This is a genomic window from Streptomyces cellostaticus, assembly GCF_023630175.1.
GTDB classification, from domain to species: domain Bacteria; phylum Actinomycetota; class Actinomycetes; order Streptomycetales; family Streptomycetaceae; genus Streptomyces; species Streptomyces cellostaticus_A.
Genome location: NZ_JALLIN010000001.1, coordinates 216,685 through 232,873, shown reverse-complemented (window position 1 = coordinate 232,873; position 16,189 = coordinate 216,685). Strand labels below are relative to the sequence as shown.

Here is a 16,189-nt window from a genome sequence, read left to right as displayed (position 1 = left end):
CCCCGCCCGGATCCCCGTCCGCGCCGCGCCCCCCGCGCTCGCGTCTCGTACCGCCCTAAGGAGAAGGACCTCATGACCAGTCAGGACACCGGCAGCGCCCACGACGGCTCACCGGACCTGCCGGACGCGATCGCCGTCACCGGACTCGCTTGCCGGTTTCCCGGCGCGTCCGACGCCGGGGCCTTCTGGGAGAACCTGCTCGCGGGCCGCGACACCGTCACGTTCCGCGGCCGCGACGAGCTGGCCGCCCGCGGCGTGCCTGCCGACCGGCTGGACGACCCCCGGTTCGTGCCCGCCGGGGGCGTCCTGGAGGGCATCGACGAGTTCGACGCCGAGTACTTCGGGATCACCCCCGCCGACGCCGCGCTCATGGACCCCCAGCAGCGGCTGTTCCTCCAGTGCGCGGTGGCGGCCCTGGAGGACGCGGGCCAGCGCGTGCGGGACGCGGCGGGCGGCGTGGGCGTGTACGCGTCGGCCGGGTTCAACTCGTACCTCACCCACCATCTGCTGCCGCACGCCGCCGAGTTGGGCCACCGCGCGGACGTGCAGTGGCTGGCGGCGGGCGACAAGGACTACCTGGCGACGCAGACCTCCTACCGCCTCGGCCTGACCGGGCCCAGCCTGAGCGTGCAGAGCGCCTGCTCGTCCGCCCTGGTGGCGGTCCACCTGGCGGGCGAGGCGCTGCTCAGCGGCGAGTGCGACGTCGCCCTCGCCGGGGCCGTGTCGGCGGGCGTCGGGCAGGGCCTCGGCTACCTGCACACCGAGGGCGGCATCCTGTCGGAGGACGGCCACTGCCGGCCGTTCGACGCCTCGGCCACCGGCACCGTGTTCGGCAGCGGTGTGGGCGTCGTCGTCCTCAAGCGGCTCGCCGACGCCGTCGCGGACGGCGACACGGTACGGGCCGTGCTCCTCGGCTCGGCCGTCAACAACGACGGCGACCGGAAGGTCGGGTTCACCGCGCCCGGGCTTGACGGGCAGGTGCGCGTCATCACCGCCGCGCAGTCCGTCGCCGGGGTGGGCCCCGAGGACGTCTCCTGCGTCGAGGCCCACGGCACCGGCACCGCCCTCGGCGACCGCATCGAACTGACCGCCCTGAACCGGGTGTTCGCCGCGGCGCCGGACGCGAGCCGGGTCCTCGGCGCGGTCAAGTCCAACGTCGGGCACCTCGACACCTGCGCGGGCATGGCCGGGTTCATCAAGACGGTCCTCGCCCTCCAGCACCGCACGCTGCTGCCCATCGCGCACTTCACGCGTCCCTCACCCGACCTCGACCCGGATCGCTTCCGGGTGCTCACCGCGCCCGAACCGTGGCCCGGTGCCGACGGCACCCGTACGGCGGGCGTCAGCTCCTTCGGCATCGGCGGCACCAACGCCCACGTGGTCCTCCAGGACCCGCCGCCCGCCGCCCGCCGTCCCGCCGCGGGGACGGACGACGCCTGGCAGGTGCTGCCGCTGTCCGCCCGCGGCCCCGAGGCGCTGGACCGCCTCGCCGGACGGCTGGGCGAGGCACTCACCGCGCCAGGCGCCCCGGCCCTCGCCGACGCGGCCCACACCCTCCAGACGGGCCGCGACCCGCACCCGTGGCGGCGCGCCGTCACCGTCGCGCCCGGCCGCACAGCCGCCCTCGGCACCGCCGAGCCCCGGTCCGGCGCGTCCGCCGCACCTTCGTCCGGGGCGTCCGCCGAGCCCGTGCGCGCCGGGGGTGTCTTCGCCGGGGCGGCGTTCCTCTACCCCGGCCAGGGCGCCGGGACGCCCGGCATGGCCGCCGAGCCGTACGCCCGCGAACCCGCCTTCCGGGATGCCCTCGACCGCTGCCTCGACGCCCTGCGCCCGTGGACCGACGCGCCCCTGCGCGCCCTCCTCCTCGACCCGGCCCACCCGGGCGGCCTGGACCGTACGGAGGTGGCCCAGCCCGCGCTGTTCGCCGTCGCCTCCGCACTGACGGAGTGGTGGGCCGCACTCGGCGTCCGCCCCGTCGCGGTCGCCGGGCACAGCGTCGGCGAACTGGCCGCCGCCTGCACCGCCGGGGTGTTCACCCTGTCGGACGCCGCCCGCCTCGTCGTACGGCGCGGCGCGCTGATGGGGGGGATGCCGGAGGGCGGGATGCTCGCCGTGCCACTGCCCGAGTCGGAGCTGCGCGCCCTCATCGCGGACTCCGGCCCCTGGTCCGGCGACGCCGCCGCGCCCGGCACGCCGGAGATCGCCGCCGTCAACGCGCCCGACCGGACCGTCGTCGCAGGCCCGCCCGGTGCGGTGGCCCGCCTCGCGGAACTTCTGGAGGCCCGGGGCGTACCGGCCCGCCGGCTGGCCGTGCGGCACGCCTTCCACACCCGCCACGCGGACGGGCTCCTCGACGACTTCGCCGCGCTCGTCGCCGCCACTCCGGTGCGCGCGCCCTCCGTGCCGGTGATCTCCTCCCTGACCGGACGGCCACTCACCGCCGAGGAGGCCGCGTCGCCCGCGTACTGGGCGCGGCAGCTGCGGCAGCCCGTGCGGTTCGCCGACGCGCTGCGCGCCCTGCCCGACGGCGTCACCCTGCTGGAGGCCGGGCCGGGAACGGCGCTCACCGGGTTCGCCCGCCGCACGCTCGGCACCGGCCGGACCGCGCTGCCGGTGCTCGGCGCGCCCCGCGGCGGTGACGAGCCCCCGGCACGGCTCACCGCGGTGGCCCGGCTGTGGGAGCGCGGCGCCGACATCGACTGGACGGCGCTGGGGGAGCGGGCCGGGCGGCGCAAGGTCGCGCTGCCGACGTACCCGTTCGCCCGGACCAGCCACTGGTTCCGGCCCGCCGCGGCGGCCGCCCAGGAGGCCGCCGCCGCTCCCGCCGAGGCGCTCGCGGGCTCCTCTCCCGCGTCCCCGGCCGTTTCTCCCGCCGCGTCCCCGGCCGGTTCCTCCGGCCGCACGGCCACGACGGACGATGGCACCGCGGCGGGGGACGGCGCCCCGCTCGACGGGTGGCTGCGCGTCCTCGACTGGGTGCCCTCCCTGCCTTCCGCGACGGCCGCCGCCGCACCGGGCAGCGTCCTGCTCCTGGCCGACGAGGGCGGCCTCTCCGACGCGGTCGCGGACCGCCTGGCCGGGCAGGGCGCGCGCGTTCACCGGGTGCGCGTCGGCGGCCCCGGCCTGCCGGACGGCCTCGCGGCCGACGGCGGCGACGGCGACCGGGACGGCCACCTGCTGGACCCCGACCACCCCGGCGCGTTCGCCGCGCTCGCCGCCGAACTGGCCGCCCGCGGCCAGGCTCCGGACGCCGTCGTGTCCTGCTGGGCCGCCGACGACCCCGCCCTGGACGACGCCTCCGCCGACACCGTCGCCCGGTGCGCGCTGCGCGCCGTCACCGTCCCGGCCGCGCTCTGCCGGGCCCTCGGCGACCGCTTCCCCGACCGGCCGCTGCGCCTGCTGCTGGTCACCGAGGACGCCCTCGCCGTGGCCGGGCGGCGCCCCGGCGCCCCGCACGCCGCCGCCGCCACCGGCCCGGCCCGCGTACTGCCCCACGAGCTGCCGGACTGCGCGGTGCGCGTCCTCGACCTGGAGCGCTTCCCCCGTACGGGCTCCGGGCCCGCCCGCGCGGCCCGCGCGGTCGTCACCGAACTCGCCACGCTCGCGGCCCCGTGCGGCGCCGCCGGCACACCCCCCGGCGCGGACGGGGCGGGCGCCGCGGAGCCGGTCGTCGCCGTCCGGGGCCGCTCACGGCTCGTCCCGGTCCCGGCGCCGCCCGCACTGACCCCGCCCGGCCGGGGCCCGGGCCCGCTGCCCGACGGGACCTGGCTGGTCACCGGCGGCCTCGGCGGCATCGGCGGCGCCGTCGCGGAGCGGCTCGCCGCACCCGGCCGCATCCTGGTCCTGGTCACCCGCCGCCCCGTGGCGGACGGCCCGGCCCGGCACGTCATCCGGCCCGAGGGCGCCGAACCGGCCCCGCAGTGCCCGCCCGCCCTGGCGGACGCCCTGGACCGGCTCGCCGGGAAGGGCGCCGAGGTGTGCGTCGTCCAGTGCGACGTGTCCGACGAGCGGGCCCTGACGGCCGCGCTGGACGAGGTCCGTGAGCGGTACGGCCGGATCGCCGGCGTCGTCCACGCCGCCGGGCTGCCCGGCGGTGGGGTGCTGGCGCTGCGCGCGCCCGACGACATCGCCCGCGTACTGGAGCCGAAGGTCCGCGGCACCGTGCTCCTGCACCGGCTCACCGAGGCGGACCAGCCCCTCATGGTGCTGTGCTCCTCGGTGCTCGCCGTGGCCGGTGCGGCCGGGCAGGCCGACTACGCGGCGGCCAACGCCTTCCTCGACAGCTTCGCCCACACGACCGACACGGCCGTGTCCATCGGCTGGGACCGCTGGTCGCAGACGGGCATGGCGGTGGCCGCCACCGCCCCGGCCCGCACGACGGACGCCGACGAGCCGCTGGACCACCCGCTGTTCGCGGCCCGCCGCGCGGCGCCCGGCGGCTGGACCGAACTCGTCCTCCGCGACGGCCCGCACACGTCGTGGCTGTCCCGCGAGCACCGCATGGCCGGTGAGCCGGTGCTGCCCGGCACCGCCCTGCTCGACCTCGCCGTGGCCGCCCGCCGCGCGCTCGCGCACCCGGACGGCGACGGCGACGCCCGTCGGGCGGCCGGGGGCGCCGTCGAACTGGACGCCGTCTTCACCGCGCCGGTCCGGATACCGCAGGAGGACGCCCCCGTCGTCGCCGTACGGCTGCGGCCCCACGCGGACGGCGGCCACGACTGGGAGGTGCGTTCGACCGCCACCGTCCGGCCCCACGCCCAGGGCCGCATCCGGCCCCATGGCGGGCCCCGCCCCGCCCGCGTCTCCCTCGCGTCCGCCGCCGTGTCCGACGGCACCGTGTCCGACGGGCCCGGGGGAACGGGCGCCGAAGCGCCGAAGGCCGCGCGGCGCGGGCTGCTCGAGACGGGGCCCCGCTGGGCCTGCGTCACCCGCACCGGCCGGCCCGCGCGGCCCGGCCGGGACGGCGAGCGGCACCTGCTGCTGACGCTGCGCCTCCCGGAGGAGTACCGCGCCGACACCGCGGCCCACCCGCTGCACCCGGCGCTGCTCGACGCGGCCACGGGCGCCGTCGCCCAGGCCACCGGGAGCCACCTCCCCGTCGCCTACGGAAAGCTGACGGCATATCAGGAGATACCGGACGAGGGGCATGCCCTGGTGACGCTGCGCTCCGGCGACCCGGCCGCCGAGGACGCGACCCTCGTCGCGGACGTCGTCCTCACCGACCGCGAAGGCGACCCCGTGGTCACCGTGGAGGGCTTCGTGCTGCGCCCGGTGCCCGCCGGGACGGCCGTACGGAACGACCCCGCCCCGCAGGACGCCTCCGCCGCGCACACCGACGGCATCCCTACGGCGGAGGGGCTGCGCGCCCTCGCACGCGTCCTCGCCAACCCGCACCTCGCCCACGTCCTGGTCACCCCCCGCGCCGGGACGGCGCCGCACCCCGGGCGGGCGCCCTCGGCGGCAGACGCCGGGCCCGAGGCGGGACAGGACGGCGAGGCGCCGGAGGGCGTCCCGTCCCGCATCGCCCGCATCTGGGCCGCCATGCTCGGGCTGCCCGCCGTGGCGAGCGACGCCAACCTGTTCGAACTGGGCGCCGACTCGCTGGTCATCGTGCAGATCGCCGCCCAGATGCGCGGCGCCGGACTGCCCGTGTCACCCGGCGACATCTTCGCCCACCCCACCCCCGGCGCCCTCGCCCGCAGGATCGCCGAGGCGCGGGCTGAGACCGCGGCCGGCCCCGTACCCGGGGCCGACGCCGCCACCCCGCCTGCCGCACCAGACGCATCCGCGACACCCGCCGCACCCGCCCCGAGCCACGCCCCCGGCGCCAGTCCGTCCGCCGACGCACCTGGGCACTTCCCCGAGGCGGACCTCAGCACCGAGGACCTGGCCCAGGTCATGCACCTGTTCCGGTCCGGAGAGGACACCCCGTGAACGACATCGAGGACATCTACCCCCTTTCCCCGGTCCAGGAAGGGATGCTGTACCACGCCACCACCTCTCCGGAGCAGGGCCTCTACGTCGAGACGACGACGTTCCGCCTCACCGGCCCGCTCGACGTGGACGCCCTGACGGCCGCCTGGCAGGCCGTCGTCGCCCGCCACCCGGTGCTGCGCACCGCCTTCGTCCACGAACGCATCAGCGCCCCCCACCAGGTGGTCCTCCCGACCGCCGAGGTCCGCGTCGACGTGCGGGACCTCACCGGCCTGGACGCCGCCGCCCGCGACGAGGAGGTGGCGGCGGAGATCGCCCGCCGCCGCGCCGAGCCGTTCGACCTCACCCGGCCGCCGCTGATGCGGCTGCTCGCCCTGCGGCTGAGCCCCGACGAGCACCTGATGGTGTGGACGTACCACCACATGATCCTGGACGGCTGGTCGGCCGCCCTGCTCATGGCGGACGTCACGGCCGAACTGGCCCGCCCCGGCGGCGCCGGCACCGTCCCGCCGCCCCCGTTCCGCGACCACATCGCCTGGCTGCGCCGTCAGGACCCGCAGCGCGACCGCGCGTTCTGGACCGCGTACCTCGACGGCTACGAGGAACCGGCCGTGTTCACCCTGCCCGGCGTCCGCCCGGGAGCCAAGCCGTCGGGCCGGTTCCGCACCGTACGGGCGACGCTGCCCGCCGACGCCACCGCACGGCTGCGCGCCCTCGCGGGGGCCCGGTCCACCACCCTCGGCAGCCTGGTCGAGGCCGCCTGGGCGGGCACCGTCGCCCGCTACTCGGGCCGCGACGACGTCGTCTTCGGCGTCACCGTCTCCGGCCGCCCGCCGCTGCCCCGCGCCGAGGCGATGATCGGCATGTTCATCAACACCGTCCCCGTACGGGCCCGCGTCGACCACGACCTGCCCGCCGAGGAGTGGATCGCCGGGTACGCGGCCTCCCGCCACCCCGTCCTGGAGCACCAGCACACCCCGCTGACCGACGTGCAGCGGTGGGCGGGCGTCGAGCGTGGCGCGCAACTCTTCGACACCGTCGTGGTGTTCGAGAACTACCCGGACGCCTCCGAGACCGCCCTCGCGGGCGGCGCCCTGCGCACCACGGACGTCCACTACGAGACCCGCACCAACTACCGCGCCACCCTCGTCGTCCGCGCCGCGGGCGAGCTGCGCCTCCAACTCGTGCTGGACGCCGACGCGTTCGACGCGGCCGAGGCGGACGCGCTGGTCCGGCACGTCACCACCGTCCTGACCCGCCTCGCCGACCATCCCGGCGCGCCCCTGCGGAACGTCCTCGCCGTGCCCGGCGACACCCGCGCCCTGCTGCTGGACCGGTGGAACGGCACGGACGTCGACCGGACACCGCCGCGCGCCCTCCTCCCCGACCTGATCGCCGATGCGGTCCGCACCCGCCCCGGCCACCCGGCGGTCGTCGCGGACGGCGCGGCGTACACCTACCGCGAACTGGACGACCGGGCCACCGCCCTGGCACACCGGCTGGCCGCGCACGGCGTCGGCACCGGCGACCGGGTCGGCGTCTGCCTGGGCCGCGGCACCGACCTGGTCACCGCCCTCCTCGCCACGGCCCGCGCGGGCGCCGCGTTCGTGCCGCTGGACCCGGCGCACCCCGCCGACCGCACGGCGTACGTCCTGCGGGACGCGTCCCCGGCGCTGCTCCTCACCGACGCCCCGGCCGCCCTCCCCGCGGACGGCTGGGACGGCCCCGTCCTCGACCTCACCCGCGAGCCGCTCCCTCCCACCGCCCCGGCCGCCCGCGACGCCGCCGCCACCCCGACCGGGTCCCTCCCCGGTGCGACCGCGGACGGCCTCGCCTACGTCATCTACACCTCCGGCTCCACCGGCCGGCCCAAGGGCGTCGCCATCGGCCACCGGGCGCTCGCCAACCTGGTCGACAGCCTCGCCCTGCGCCACCCCGGACTGAGCGGCGACGACCGGTTCCTCGCCCTGACCACCCTCACGTTCGACACGTCCCTCGCCGAACTGCTCGTGCCGCTCGCCGCCGGCGCCACCGTCCACGTGGGCGGCGGCACGCTCGGCCTGAGCGGCCGTGAAGTCGACGCGTACACCGCCCGGCACGGCATCACTGCCCTCCAGGCCACCCCGTCCCGGTACCGAGCCCTCCTCGACTCCGGCTGGCAGGGCGGCGACGGACTGCGCCTGTACAGCTGCGGCGAGGCGTTCCCGCCGGACCTCGCCGAACCGTTGGCCAAGCGCGGCCGGTCGGTGTGGAACATGTACGGCCCGACCGAGACGACCGTGTACTCCAGCGTCGAGGAGATCCACGCCGGCACCACCCGCGTCACCGTGGGCCGCCCGATCTCCCACACGGCCCTGCGCGTCCTCGACCCGCACGGCGAGCTGGTGCCGCTCGGCTGCGTGGGCGAGCTGTGCATCGGCGGCCACGGCGTCGCCGAGGGCTACTGGAACCTGCCGGAGCTCAGCGCCGAGCGGTTCGTGCCCGACCCGTACGACGAGGGCCGCACCCGCATGTTCCGCACCGGCGACCACGCGCGGGTCCTCCTCGACGGCCGGGTGGAGGTGCTCGGTCGGATGGACCGCCAGTTGAAGCTGCGCGGCTACCGCATCGAACCCGGCGAGATCGAGCAAGTCCTCCTGGAGGTACCCGAGGTGGCCGCGGCCGCCGTGGCCGTACGCGGCGACCGGCTCGTGGCGTGGACCGCGCCGGCCGACCGGACCGCCCCGGCCACCCCCGACCGGCTGCGCGAACGGCTCCGCCACCGCCTCCCCTCGTACATGATCCCCGAGGTCCTCGTCGCGCTGGACGCCCTGCCGCTGACCCCGGCCGGCAAGACGGACCTCCTCGCGCTCACCGTCCCCGACGAGCACCCCGCCTCCGCCGCCCGTCCCGAAGGGGCCGCCGCGGGGGACCTGGAGGAGCTCGTCGCCCGCCTGTTCCGGGAGGTCCTCGCCCTCCCCGGGGTCGGGCCCGACGACGACTTCTTCGACCTGGGCGGCGACTCGCTGCGCGCCATGCGCCTGGCAGGCCGCCTCCAGACCGAGCTGGGCTCCGACTTCGACGTCGAGCTGCTCTTCGACTACTCGACGGTGCGCGAACTGGCTGCCGGCATCGCCCGCATCACGGGCGACGGAGACTTCGGCGCCGCCCGCGCCACGGCCGACGAGAACTGACCCAGAAAGGTCCCCCCGCCATGGAAACGCCCGCTGACGCCGCCCACCGCCTCGACACGGCCCTGCTCGCCCGCTGGGACGCCCACCCCGACCTCCCCGCGATCATCGACGGCGGCGACGTCGTCCTCGCCGGGGAGGTCAGGGACCGTGCCGTGCGCACCGCGGCGCTCCTGCGGGAGCGCGGCGTCCGCCCCGGCGACCGGGTCGCGGTCCTGCTGGAGCGCTCCGCCGACTTCGTGATCGCGGTGGCGGCCGTCGTCCTCGCCGGCGGCGCCCACGTGGCCATCGACATGGCCAACCCCCGCGAGCGCGTGCACTTCCTGCTGGAGGACAGCACGCCCCGCCTCGTCCTCACCTCCGACGCGCTGCGTTCCGGGCTGCCCGACGGGCTCGGCACCCGCGTCCTGACCGTGGAGGAGTGCGCCGAGGCCCCCGCCCCGGACGGCTTCGCCCCGGCGGACGCCCTCGCCGACCGCCCCGCCGTGGTCATCTACACCTCCGGCTCGACAGGCCGTCCCAAGGGCTCCCTGCTCAGCCACCGCGGGGTGACCGCCCGCCTGCGGTCCCTCCAGGGCAGCCACCCCATCGACGCGGACGACCGGGTGCTGCACCACACGGCCTGCACCTTCGACATGTTCCTGGTGGAGGTGTACTGGCCGCTGCTGCACGGCGCGGCCGTCGTGATCGTCGCTCCGGGCCGCCACCGCGACCCGGAGCACCTGGCCCGGCTCATCCGCGACCAGCGCGTCACGACGGTGTGGTGGGTCGTGTCGCTGCTGGAGCTGTTCCTGCTGGCGCTGGGCCCCGGAGAGCGCGTCGACGGGCTGCGGCAGGTCCTCACCGGCGGCGAGGCGCTGAGCCCGGAGCTCGTACGCCGGTTCCACAGCCGCTCCCGCGCCACCCTCAGCAACCTGTACGGGCCGAGCGAGTGCACCATGTACTGCACCGCCTGGGTGTGCCCGCGCGACCCGGACCCGGAGACCGTCCTGATCGGCTCGGCCATCGAGGACACGACGCTGCGGATCCTCGACGAGCGGGGCCGGCCCGTGCCGCAGGGCGAGCCGGGCGAGCTGTACATCGGCGGTGTGGGCGTGTCCCTCGGCTACCACGACCGACCCGAGCTCACCGCCGAACGCTTCGTCCCCGACCCCGTCGACCCGTCCGCAGGCGTCCTGTACCGCTCCGGGGACCTGGTGCGGGAGGTCGCGCCGGGGCGGCTGGAGTACCTGGGCCGGGTCGACCGGCAGGTCAAGATCCGCGGCTTCCGCGTCGAGCCGGGCGAGATCGAGGGCACCGCGCTGGGCGTGCCCGGGGTGCGTCAGGCGGCCGTGGTCGCCGACGGCACGGGACACGAGACGCGCCTGGTCTGCTTCCTGGTCCTGGACGGCGCCCCGGGCGGCCCGGCGCCCGACGGTGCCGCGCGGGGCGGGGCGGAACGCGTACGGGCCGCCCTCGCCGACCGGCTCCCCGCGCACATGGTGCCGGCCGCCGTGGTCCTCCTGGAGCGGTTCCCGCTGACCCCGAACGGCAAGCTCGACCACGCCGAACTGACCGCCCGCGCCGTCGGGGCCCTGCCCACCGCGGCCGGATCCGCACCGGCGCCCGCCGCCCCCGGGGCCGCCGTTCCCGTCTCCGCGCCCGCCGCCCCCGGCACGGGCACCCCGGCCGGGGAAGCGGACCTGGCGGCCGTCGTCGCGGAGATCTGGGCGGCGGTCCTCGGCGTCCCGGCAGTCGGTCCGGACGACGACTTCTTCGCCCTCGGCGGCGACTCGTTCCGCGCCGTCCGCGCCGTCCGGGAACTGGAGGAGCGCACCGGCATCGAGGTGCCGATGCACCTGGTGTTCGAGGCGTCGGAGGTCACCGAGTACGCCGACGCGGTGGCGGCTCTCACCCGCTGACGCCCGCCCCGCCCGCACCCGCCACCGATTCCCTCCCCGCACGAGGAGACATCATGCAGTTGTCCACCATCGGCACGAAGATGGCCGGGCTGTCCGGTCTGCGCAGCATCATGGAGGACGTCGCCGCGTGCACCGCCGGGGAGTCGGCGGGGGAGTGGCTCAATCTGAGCGTCGGCAACCCCGCCCTCATCCCCGAGGCGCGAGACATGTGGCGGACCGCCCTCGCGGAGGTCCTGGAGGAGGACTTCGGCGGGACGAGCGGCAGCTACGGCCCCAGCCGGGGCAGCCACGTCCTGGTCGAGGCCATCGCGTCGTACTTCCACCGGACGTACGGCTGGCGGATCGGCCCGGAGAACATCGCGGTCGGCCCGGGCAGTCAGATGGTCTGCTTCGCCGCCGCCGCGCTCTTCGCCGGGCCGTCCGCCGGGGGCACCCGCCGGGTCGTGCTGCCCCTGGTCCCCGACTACACCGGCTACCAGGGGCTGTGCCTCCACCGGGGCGGCATCGCCGGCGTGCCGCCCCGCGTGGAGCGGGAGGGCGACCACCGCTTCCGGTACGTCCTCGACACGGAGGCGCTGAGCCGCCGGACGGACATCGGCATGATGCTCGTCTCCAGTCCGGGCAACCCCACCGGCCGCGCGCTGGACCCGGCGGAGCTGCGCGCCCTCACCGGCCTGGCGGCCGAACGCGACGTGCCGCTCTTCCTCGACCAGGCGTACGGCGCCCCGTTCCCCCGCATCGGCGAGGTCCACGGGGAGCCGGTGCTCGACGACAACGTGGTGCACTGCTTCTCCGCGTCCAAGGCCGGACTGCCCGGCGAGCGGATCGGCTTCGCCGTCGGAGCGCCCCGCCACATCGCCCCGCTCGCCTCGTTCATGTCCAACTCGGTCCTGCACGCCCCGAAGCTCGCCCAGGCGGCCTTCGCCCGCGTCCTCGCCGACGGCCGCCTCGACGGCGTGGTCCGCGACGCGATCACCCCGCACTACCAGGAGAAGCGGCGGTTCGCCGAGAAGCTCCTCGCGGAGCGGATGCCGTCGGACGTGGACTGGCGGCTCCACTCCGGCGAGGGCGGCATGTTCTGCTGGCTGTGGGTGGACCACGACTGGTTCGACGACGTCGCCCTCTACACGAGACTGAAGGAGCACCGCGTCTTCGTCGTGCCGGGCCGCCATTTCTTCGTGGACCCGCTGGAGACCTTCGGCGTCGCCTCCCACGCGACGCGCTGCTTCCGCCTCAGCCTGAGCGCCGACGAGGCCACCCTCACCGAGGGCATAGCGCGCCTCGCCCGCGCCCTCACCGCCCTCCGCCCCTGACCCCGTCACCGCCTCGGGCCCGGGCGGTGCCCCCGTCCGGGGCCGGGCCCCGGCGGCCGGAAGGCGCGGGCCGGGGCGCGGCGGCGTCGTGGCGTCCGCGCATGGACTCCGCGCTTGGGAGCGGTCCGGACCTCCGCGTCGGACGTCCGCCGTCCGGTCCGCGAGCCGTCACACCAGCGCGCTGGCTCGTCGATGGCCCGCGATGCCGAGCCACCAGGCCGCCGCGGCGCGTGCGGCGGGCAGGGACCGGTCGTCCGTGAGGACGGCGGCGAGCAGGTCGTCGCGTGCCGCCATGCCGACCGCGTAGACCAGGCTCTCCAGTGTCGCGGCGGTCACCGGATCCCGGCTGTCCTGCCACGCCGCCTCGTGGTGTGCGACGGCGTTGCGAAGGAAGTCGCCGGCGCCCGGCTCCGCGCCGACGTGCCCGAGACCGCGCACCGCCGCGTAGGAGGCGAAGCGGGGCACGCCGGGAGTCACCGCCAGCCGTTGCAGGAGACCGCGGTGGCGATCGTCCCCCAGAACGCGCAGCCCCTCCAGCAGCGGCACCGCGATCTCCTCGCGCTGGACTGCCGACGGCCGGGTCAGCTCGGCGGCGAGTGCGTCGGCGGCCGCCACCCGGTAGGGCGAAGCCGCCAGCAGGAAGGCGGCGTACAGCCGGACATCGAACAGCGGGCTGGTCAGCGTCTCCGACACCAGAGCCGTCGGTACGGCGAAGTCACGGACGCGTTCCGGGGCGACCGTGCTCAGACGCGTCACGACGCGCTGCACGGCCGCAGCCATGTCCACCGGGGTACGGTGCGCCGTCGTGCGGTGCCGCGCGCCGGCGCCGTGGGACGCGTACGTGGCGCCGCCGAGGAGCGCCCGGGCGTACTCCGGGTGCGCCGCGGCGAGGTGCCGGCGCAGTGGCTCGACCTGATCGCCGAACGGGCCGGTCCCGGCGGAGGCCCGCACCGAGCGGGCCAGCGTCTCCAGTTGCCGCTCGTCGAAATGGCGGTAGTCCACCTTCCGGAAGCTGGCCATGACGGCTCCGCGATGCGCCAGCGGCCCACTGGGGCTGCGCAGTTCGCGCAGAACCCGCTCGGACGCGTCCGGGTGGGCGCAGTTGTCCAGGGCGCAGACGATCTCGGTGGCTGTCGGCCGGGCGCGGCCGGAGGCCATCGCCGCGCAGACGGCGATCACCGTCCGCCCGCCGCGCGGATGATTGAGGAGCCGGTTGAGCGACTCGAAGCGGAGCATCCACGGCACGTCGTCCGCGATCACCATCTCCTCGACGAGCCGTTCGGCGACGTACTCCCAGGTTCCGGTGGGCATCAACACGACGTCGGGGCGCGCGCACAGACCGTCCACCAGCCGGTCCCAGTCGTCGCCGGTCATCATCGCGTCGGACACGGTCTGGTCGAGCAAGTCCTCAAGCGGTGTCGGGGAGTCGGCCACGGTCTCGACGTCCAGGACCGGGCCGGGAGCCCAGTAGCGCCACACGGTGCGCGCGGTGGCGGTCAGCTGGTTGCGGGGGAGGCCGATCAGCTCCTCGTAGCGGCGCATCGCCCGCCAAGGGACGGGTGTGCGTGCCGTCTCCCAGCGTGAGACCGTGCTGACACTCACCTCACGGTCCCAGGAGCCGCCGCGGAAGGCCGCCGCGAAGGCGGGCAGCAGCCGGAACGAACTCTCCTGCGCCATCAGACGGTTGGACCGTAACAGCCATGCGACGCGGGCTCTTCGCCCGAGACGCGAACCGGCGGTGTGCGCCGCATCCCCGTTCACCGGGTCAGTGTGGCACGAGCCGGTCGACGACATGGCAAGAACGACAAACCGCAAGTACATAGCCGAATTCAGGTCTCCCGGGGCGCCGCGTTGCAGCGCGCGGGCGGGTCTGCAACGCGGCCGTGCAGGACGGCGCTCAGGCGGTACGAACGACGAACAGGTTCTTCGAACGAGTGAGTCGAGGGCCGCATCGACGAAGGGGGAGTGATGGGGACGGTTCTTGGGCTGGGGCATCTGGCCGGACTGGCGATCGCCGTGTGGACGTTCAACGCGCGGGCGGGCGGCTCGTTCTGGCACGGGATTCCGCCGCGGCTGATGCTGATCAGCCCGGAGTGGACCCTGGTCAGTTTCGGCAAGGCCTTCGTCTGGGAGATCACGCTCGCCGTCTGGCTGGTGCGCGGACAGCCGACCTCGCCGTGGGGTGTGCGAGCGGACAGCCGCTCCGGGCGCATCGTACGGCTGTCACCGGCCGAACGTGCCGCGCGGGATCGTGCCGCGCGCGAGGCGGATGGGCAGCGGATGCCCGGGCGGTGAGCCCGCCGCGCACGGATCCGGCGCTCCGCCCACCGCCGCACCAGCCTTCCGGCGCGGACGGCAGGCCGCTCTCCGGAGCGAACGGCATGGCACGAACGAACGCGAACGGCACGAGGAATCGAGGTCAGCATGCGCTACACCGGGGACAAGTACGTCCACTGCGGCGACCGGCGCTGCGGCAAGCGGGTGCGGGCGGTCCGCTGTCCGCGCTGCGACGGCAGGGTCGGCCCGCACACGACCTGCCGACGTTGCGGCAACACCGGTTACGTGTGCCCGAATTCGACGGATGACCACCACGCGAAGGTCGGCTGAGGCCGGCCCCGGACACCCGGACGCCCAGGGGAAGCAATGGACATACTGCGCAGGCTCCTGCAGCCCAGGCGGCTGCCGCCCACCAAGGACGGCTACCAGGCGCCGACCGGCGCGCTCGCCGACGGCTGGACGTGCGACGACGCGGACTGCGGCGGGGGCGAGTTCTTCGATCCGCCCCAGCCCGGGATTCCGCGTCGCTGCACGAGTTGCGGGAGCGGCACGTACTCCGTACCCGCCTGGCCGTGGTGGCACGGTGCGCGGCGGGCCGAGCTGAAGGCCCTGTCGGACCAGGCCGGGCGGGAGGGCGACGCCGTCCTCCGGACGTTGGTCGACTTCCACCTTCTGACCTGGGAGTACGAGGACTGTCTCATGCGGGGCTACCGCAGGGACGCTCTGACGTCGCTGCAGGACACCGACGAGAGGCTGCGCAAGGCGAGCCGGGAGGACGGCTGTTTCACGGAGGGCTCCTATCGCCTCGCACTCGTGCGGGGTTCGTTGCGCAGCGGCGACCCGGACACGGCTCTGTGGGTGATCGAACCGTGGGTCGCGCTCGCCCGTGAGCAGGGCCCCGGTTACGGCACGGACCTGGAGTCGGACAACGCGGCGCGTACCAACTACCGGTGTCTGGTGGCTGCCTGCCTCGCCTGGATGGAGGACGCACGCACTCGGAGCCATGGCCGGCGCGCGACCGTCGTGGCGTGGGCGCTGGACACGGCAGGCGCCCTCCACGTGCGGGACTGGCTGACGGGCGACCAGGACGCGGCCCTGTACGCCCTCGACCCCGGGTGGCGCGACGGCCGTTGATCCCACCGCCCGCGGAAACGGCGGACGCGGCCGGCCGACCGGGGGCCGGCCGCGCTCCGGCCCCCGGCGGGCCCGCGCTCATCCCAGGGCGATGACCGAGGCGACGGTCGTGACCACCACGCCGATCAGCGTCAGGGTGGCGCCGAAGGCGACACCGGCGCGGGCGACGGCCCCGGGCCACGAGGCCCGGTCCAGACGAGCCAGCCACCCGGCGACCAGGCCCACCATCGCGCTCGACACCAGCGCCACCGACACGCAGACGACTCCCAGCAGGACGGAACCAAGTGACACGACGAGCGACCTCCTCTGCAGTGGCCCCACCGGGGCCGTCCGCGCGCCGGCGAGCGGCGCCGCCGGGAGCGGAGCCCGGCCCCGCCGACGCTCCCAGCGCGGCGTCCCGAACGGAATCAACGCCCGTCCATCCGGAAGCCGGCCATCGCCCGGCGACGCTCGCGCACCC

The 16,189-nt window shown here is 76.1% G+C and carries 9 protein-coding genes; 7 read left to right on the top strand and 2 right to left on the bottom strand.

Annotated features, from left to right (window positions below; translation table 11 throughout):
• Positions 1 to 72: 72 nt before the first annotated feature.
• The 4 genes from MXD57_RS00640 to MXD57_RS00625 are packed head-to-tail and all read left to right on the top strand — an operon-like array spanning position 73 to position 12,318.
• Positions 73 to 5,934, top strand: coding sequence for a type I polyketide synthase (locus tag MXD57_RS00640; RefSeq protein ID WP_250399239.1), 5,862 nt, complete (start codon positions 73 to 75; stop codon positions 5,932 to 5,934).
• Positions 5,931 to 9,107, top strand: coding sequence for a non-ribosomal peptide synthetase (locus tag MXD57_RS31700; RefSeq protein WP_250399238.1), 3,177 nt, complete (start codon positions 5,931 to 5,933; stop codon positions 9,105 to 9,107). The genes MXD57_RS00640 and MXD57_RS31700 overlap by 4 nt, the downstream gene beginning before the upstream one ends.
• A gap of 20 nt (positions 9,108 to 9,127) precedes the next feature.
• Entirely contained in the window at positions 9,128 to 11,005 is a 1,878-nt protein-coding gene (locus tag MXD57_RS00630) for a non-ribosomal peptide synthetase (protein ID WP_250399237.1), read from the top strand.
• Between the two features lie 53 nt (positions 11,006 to 11,058).
• Positions 11,059 to 12,318, top strand: coding sequence for a valine--pyruvate transaminase (locus MXD57_RS00625; RefSeq protein ID WP_250399236.1), 1,260 nt, complete (start codon positions 11,059 to 11,061; stop codon positions 12,316 to 12,318).
• Between the two features lie 168 nt (positions 12,319 to 12,486).
• Here the strand turns inward: MXD57_RS00625 and MXD57_RS00620 are convergent, their stop codons facing one another.
• Positions 12,487 to 13,995: an XRE family transcriptional regulator gene (locus tag MXD57_RS00620; RefSeq protein WP_250399235.1), complete on the bottom strand. Its 1,509-nt coding sequence runs from the start codon at positions 13,993 to 13,995 to the stop codon at positions 12,487 to 12,489.
• A 291-nt stretch (positions 13,996 to 14,286) separates the two neighbouring features.
• Between MXD57_RS00620 and MXD57_RS00615 the strand changes: the two genes are divergently transcribed.
• The 3 genes from MXD57_RS00615 (at position 14,287) to MXD57_RS00605 (ending at position 15,729) form a co-directional block, all read left to right on the top strand.
• Entirely contained in the window at positions 14,287 to 14,613 is a 327-nt protein-coding gene (locus MXD57_RS00615; protein ID WP_250399234.1) for a hypothetical protein, read from the top strand.
• A 129-nt stretch (positions 14,614 to 14,742) separates the two neighbouring features.
• Positions 14,743 to 14,925, top strand: a complete 183-nt coding sequence (locus MXD57_RS00610) for a hypothetical protein (RefSeq protein WP_250399233.1) — start codon at positions 14,743 to 14,745, stop codon at positions 14,923 to 14,925.
• Positions 14,926 to 14,961: 36 nt separating this feature from the next.
• A complete protein-coding gene (locus MXD57_RS00605; protein WP_250399232.1) occupies positions 14,962 to 15,729 on the top strand; it encodes a hypothetical protein in 768 nt (255 codons plus the stop codon).
• Positions 15,730 to 15,807: 78 nt separating this feature from the next.
• On the opposite strand, the gene MXD57_RS00600 is transcribed toward MXD57_RS00605, so the two are convergent.
• Entirely contained in the window at positions 15,808 to 16,020 is a 213-nt protein-coding gene (locus MXD57_RS00600) for a hypothetical protein (RefSeq protein WP_250399231.1), read from the bottom strand.
• Positions 16,021 to 16,189: the final 169 nt, after the last annotated feature.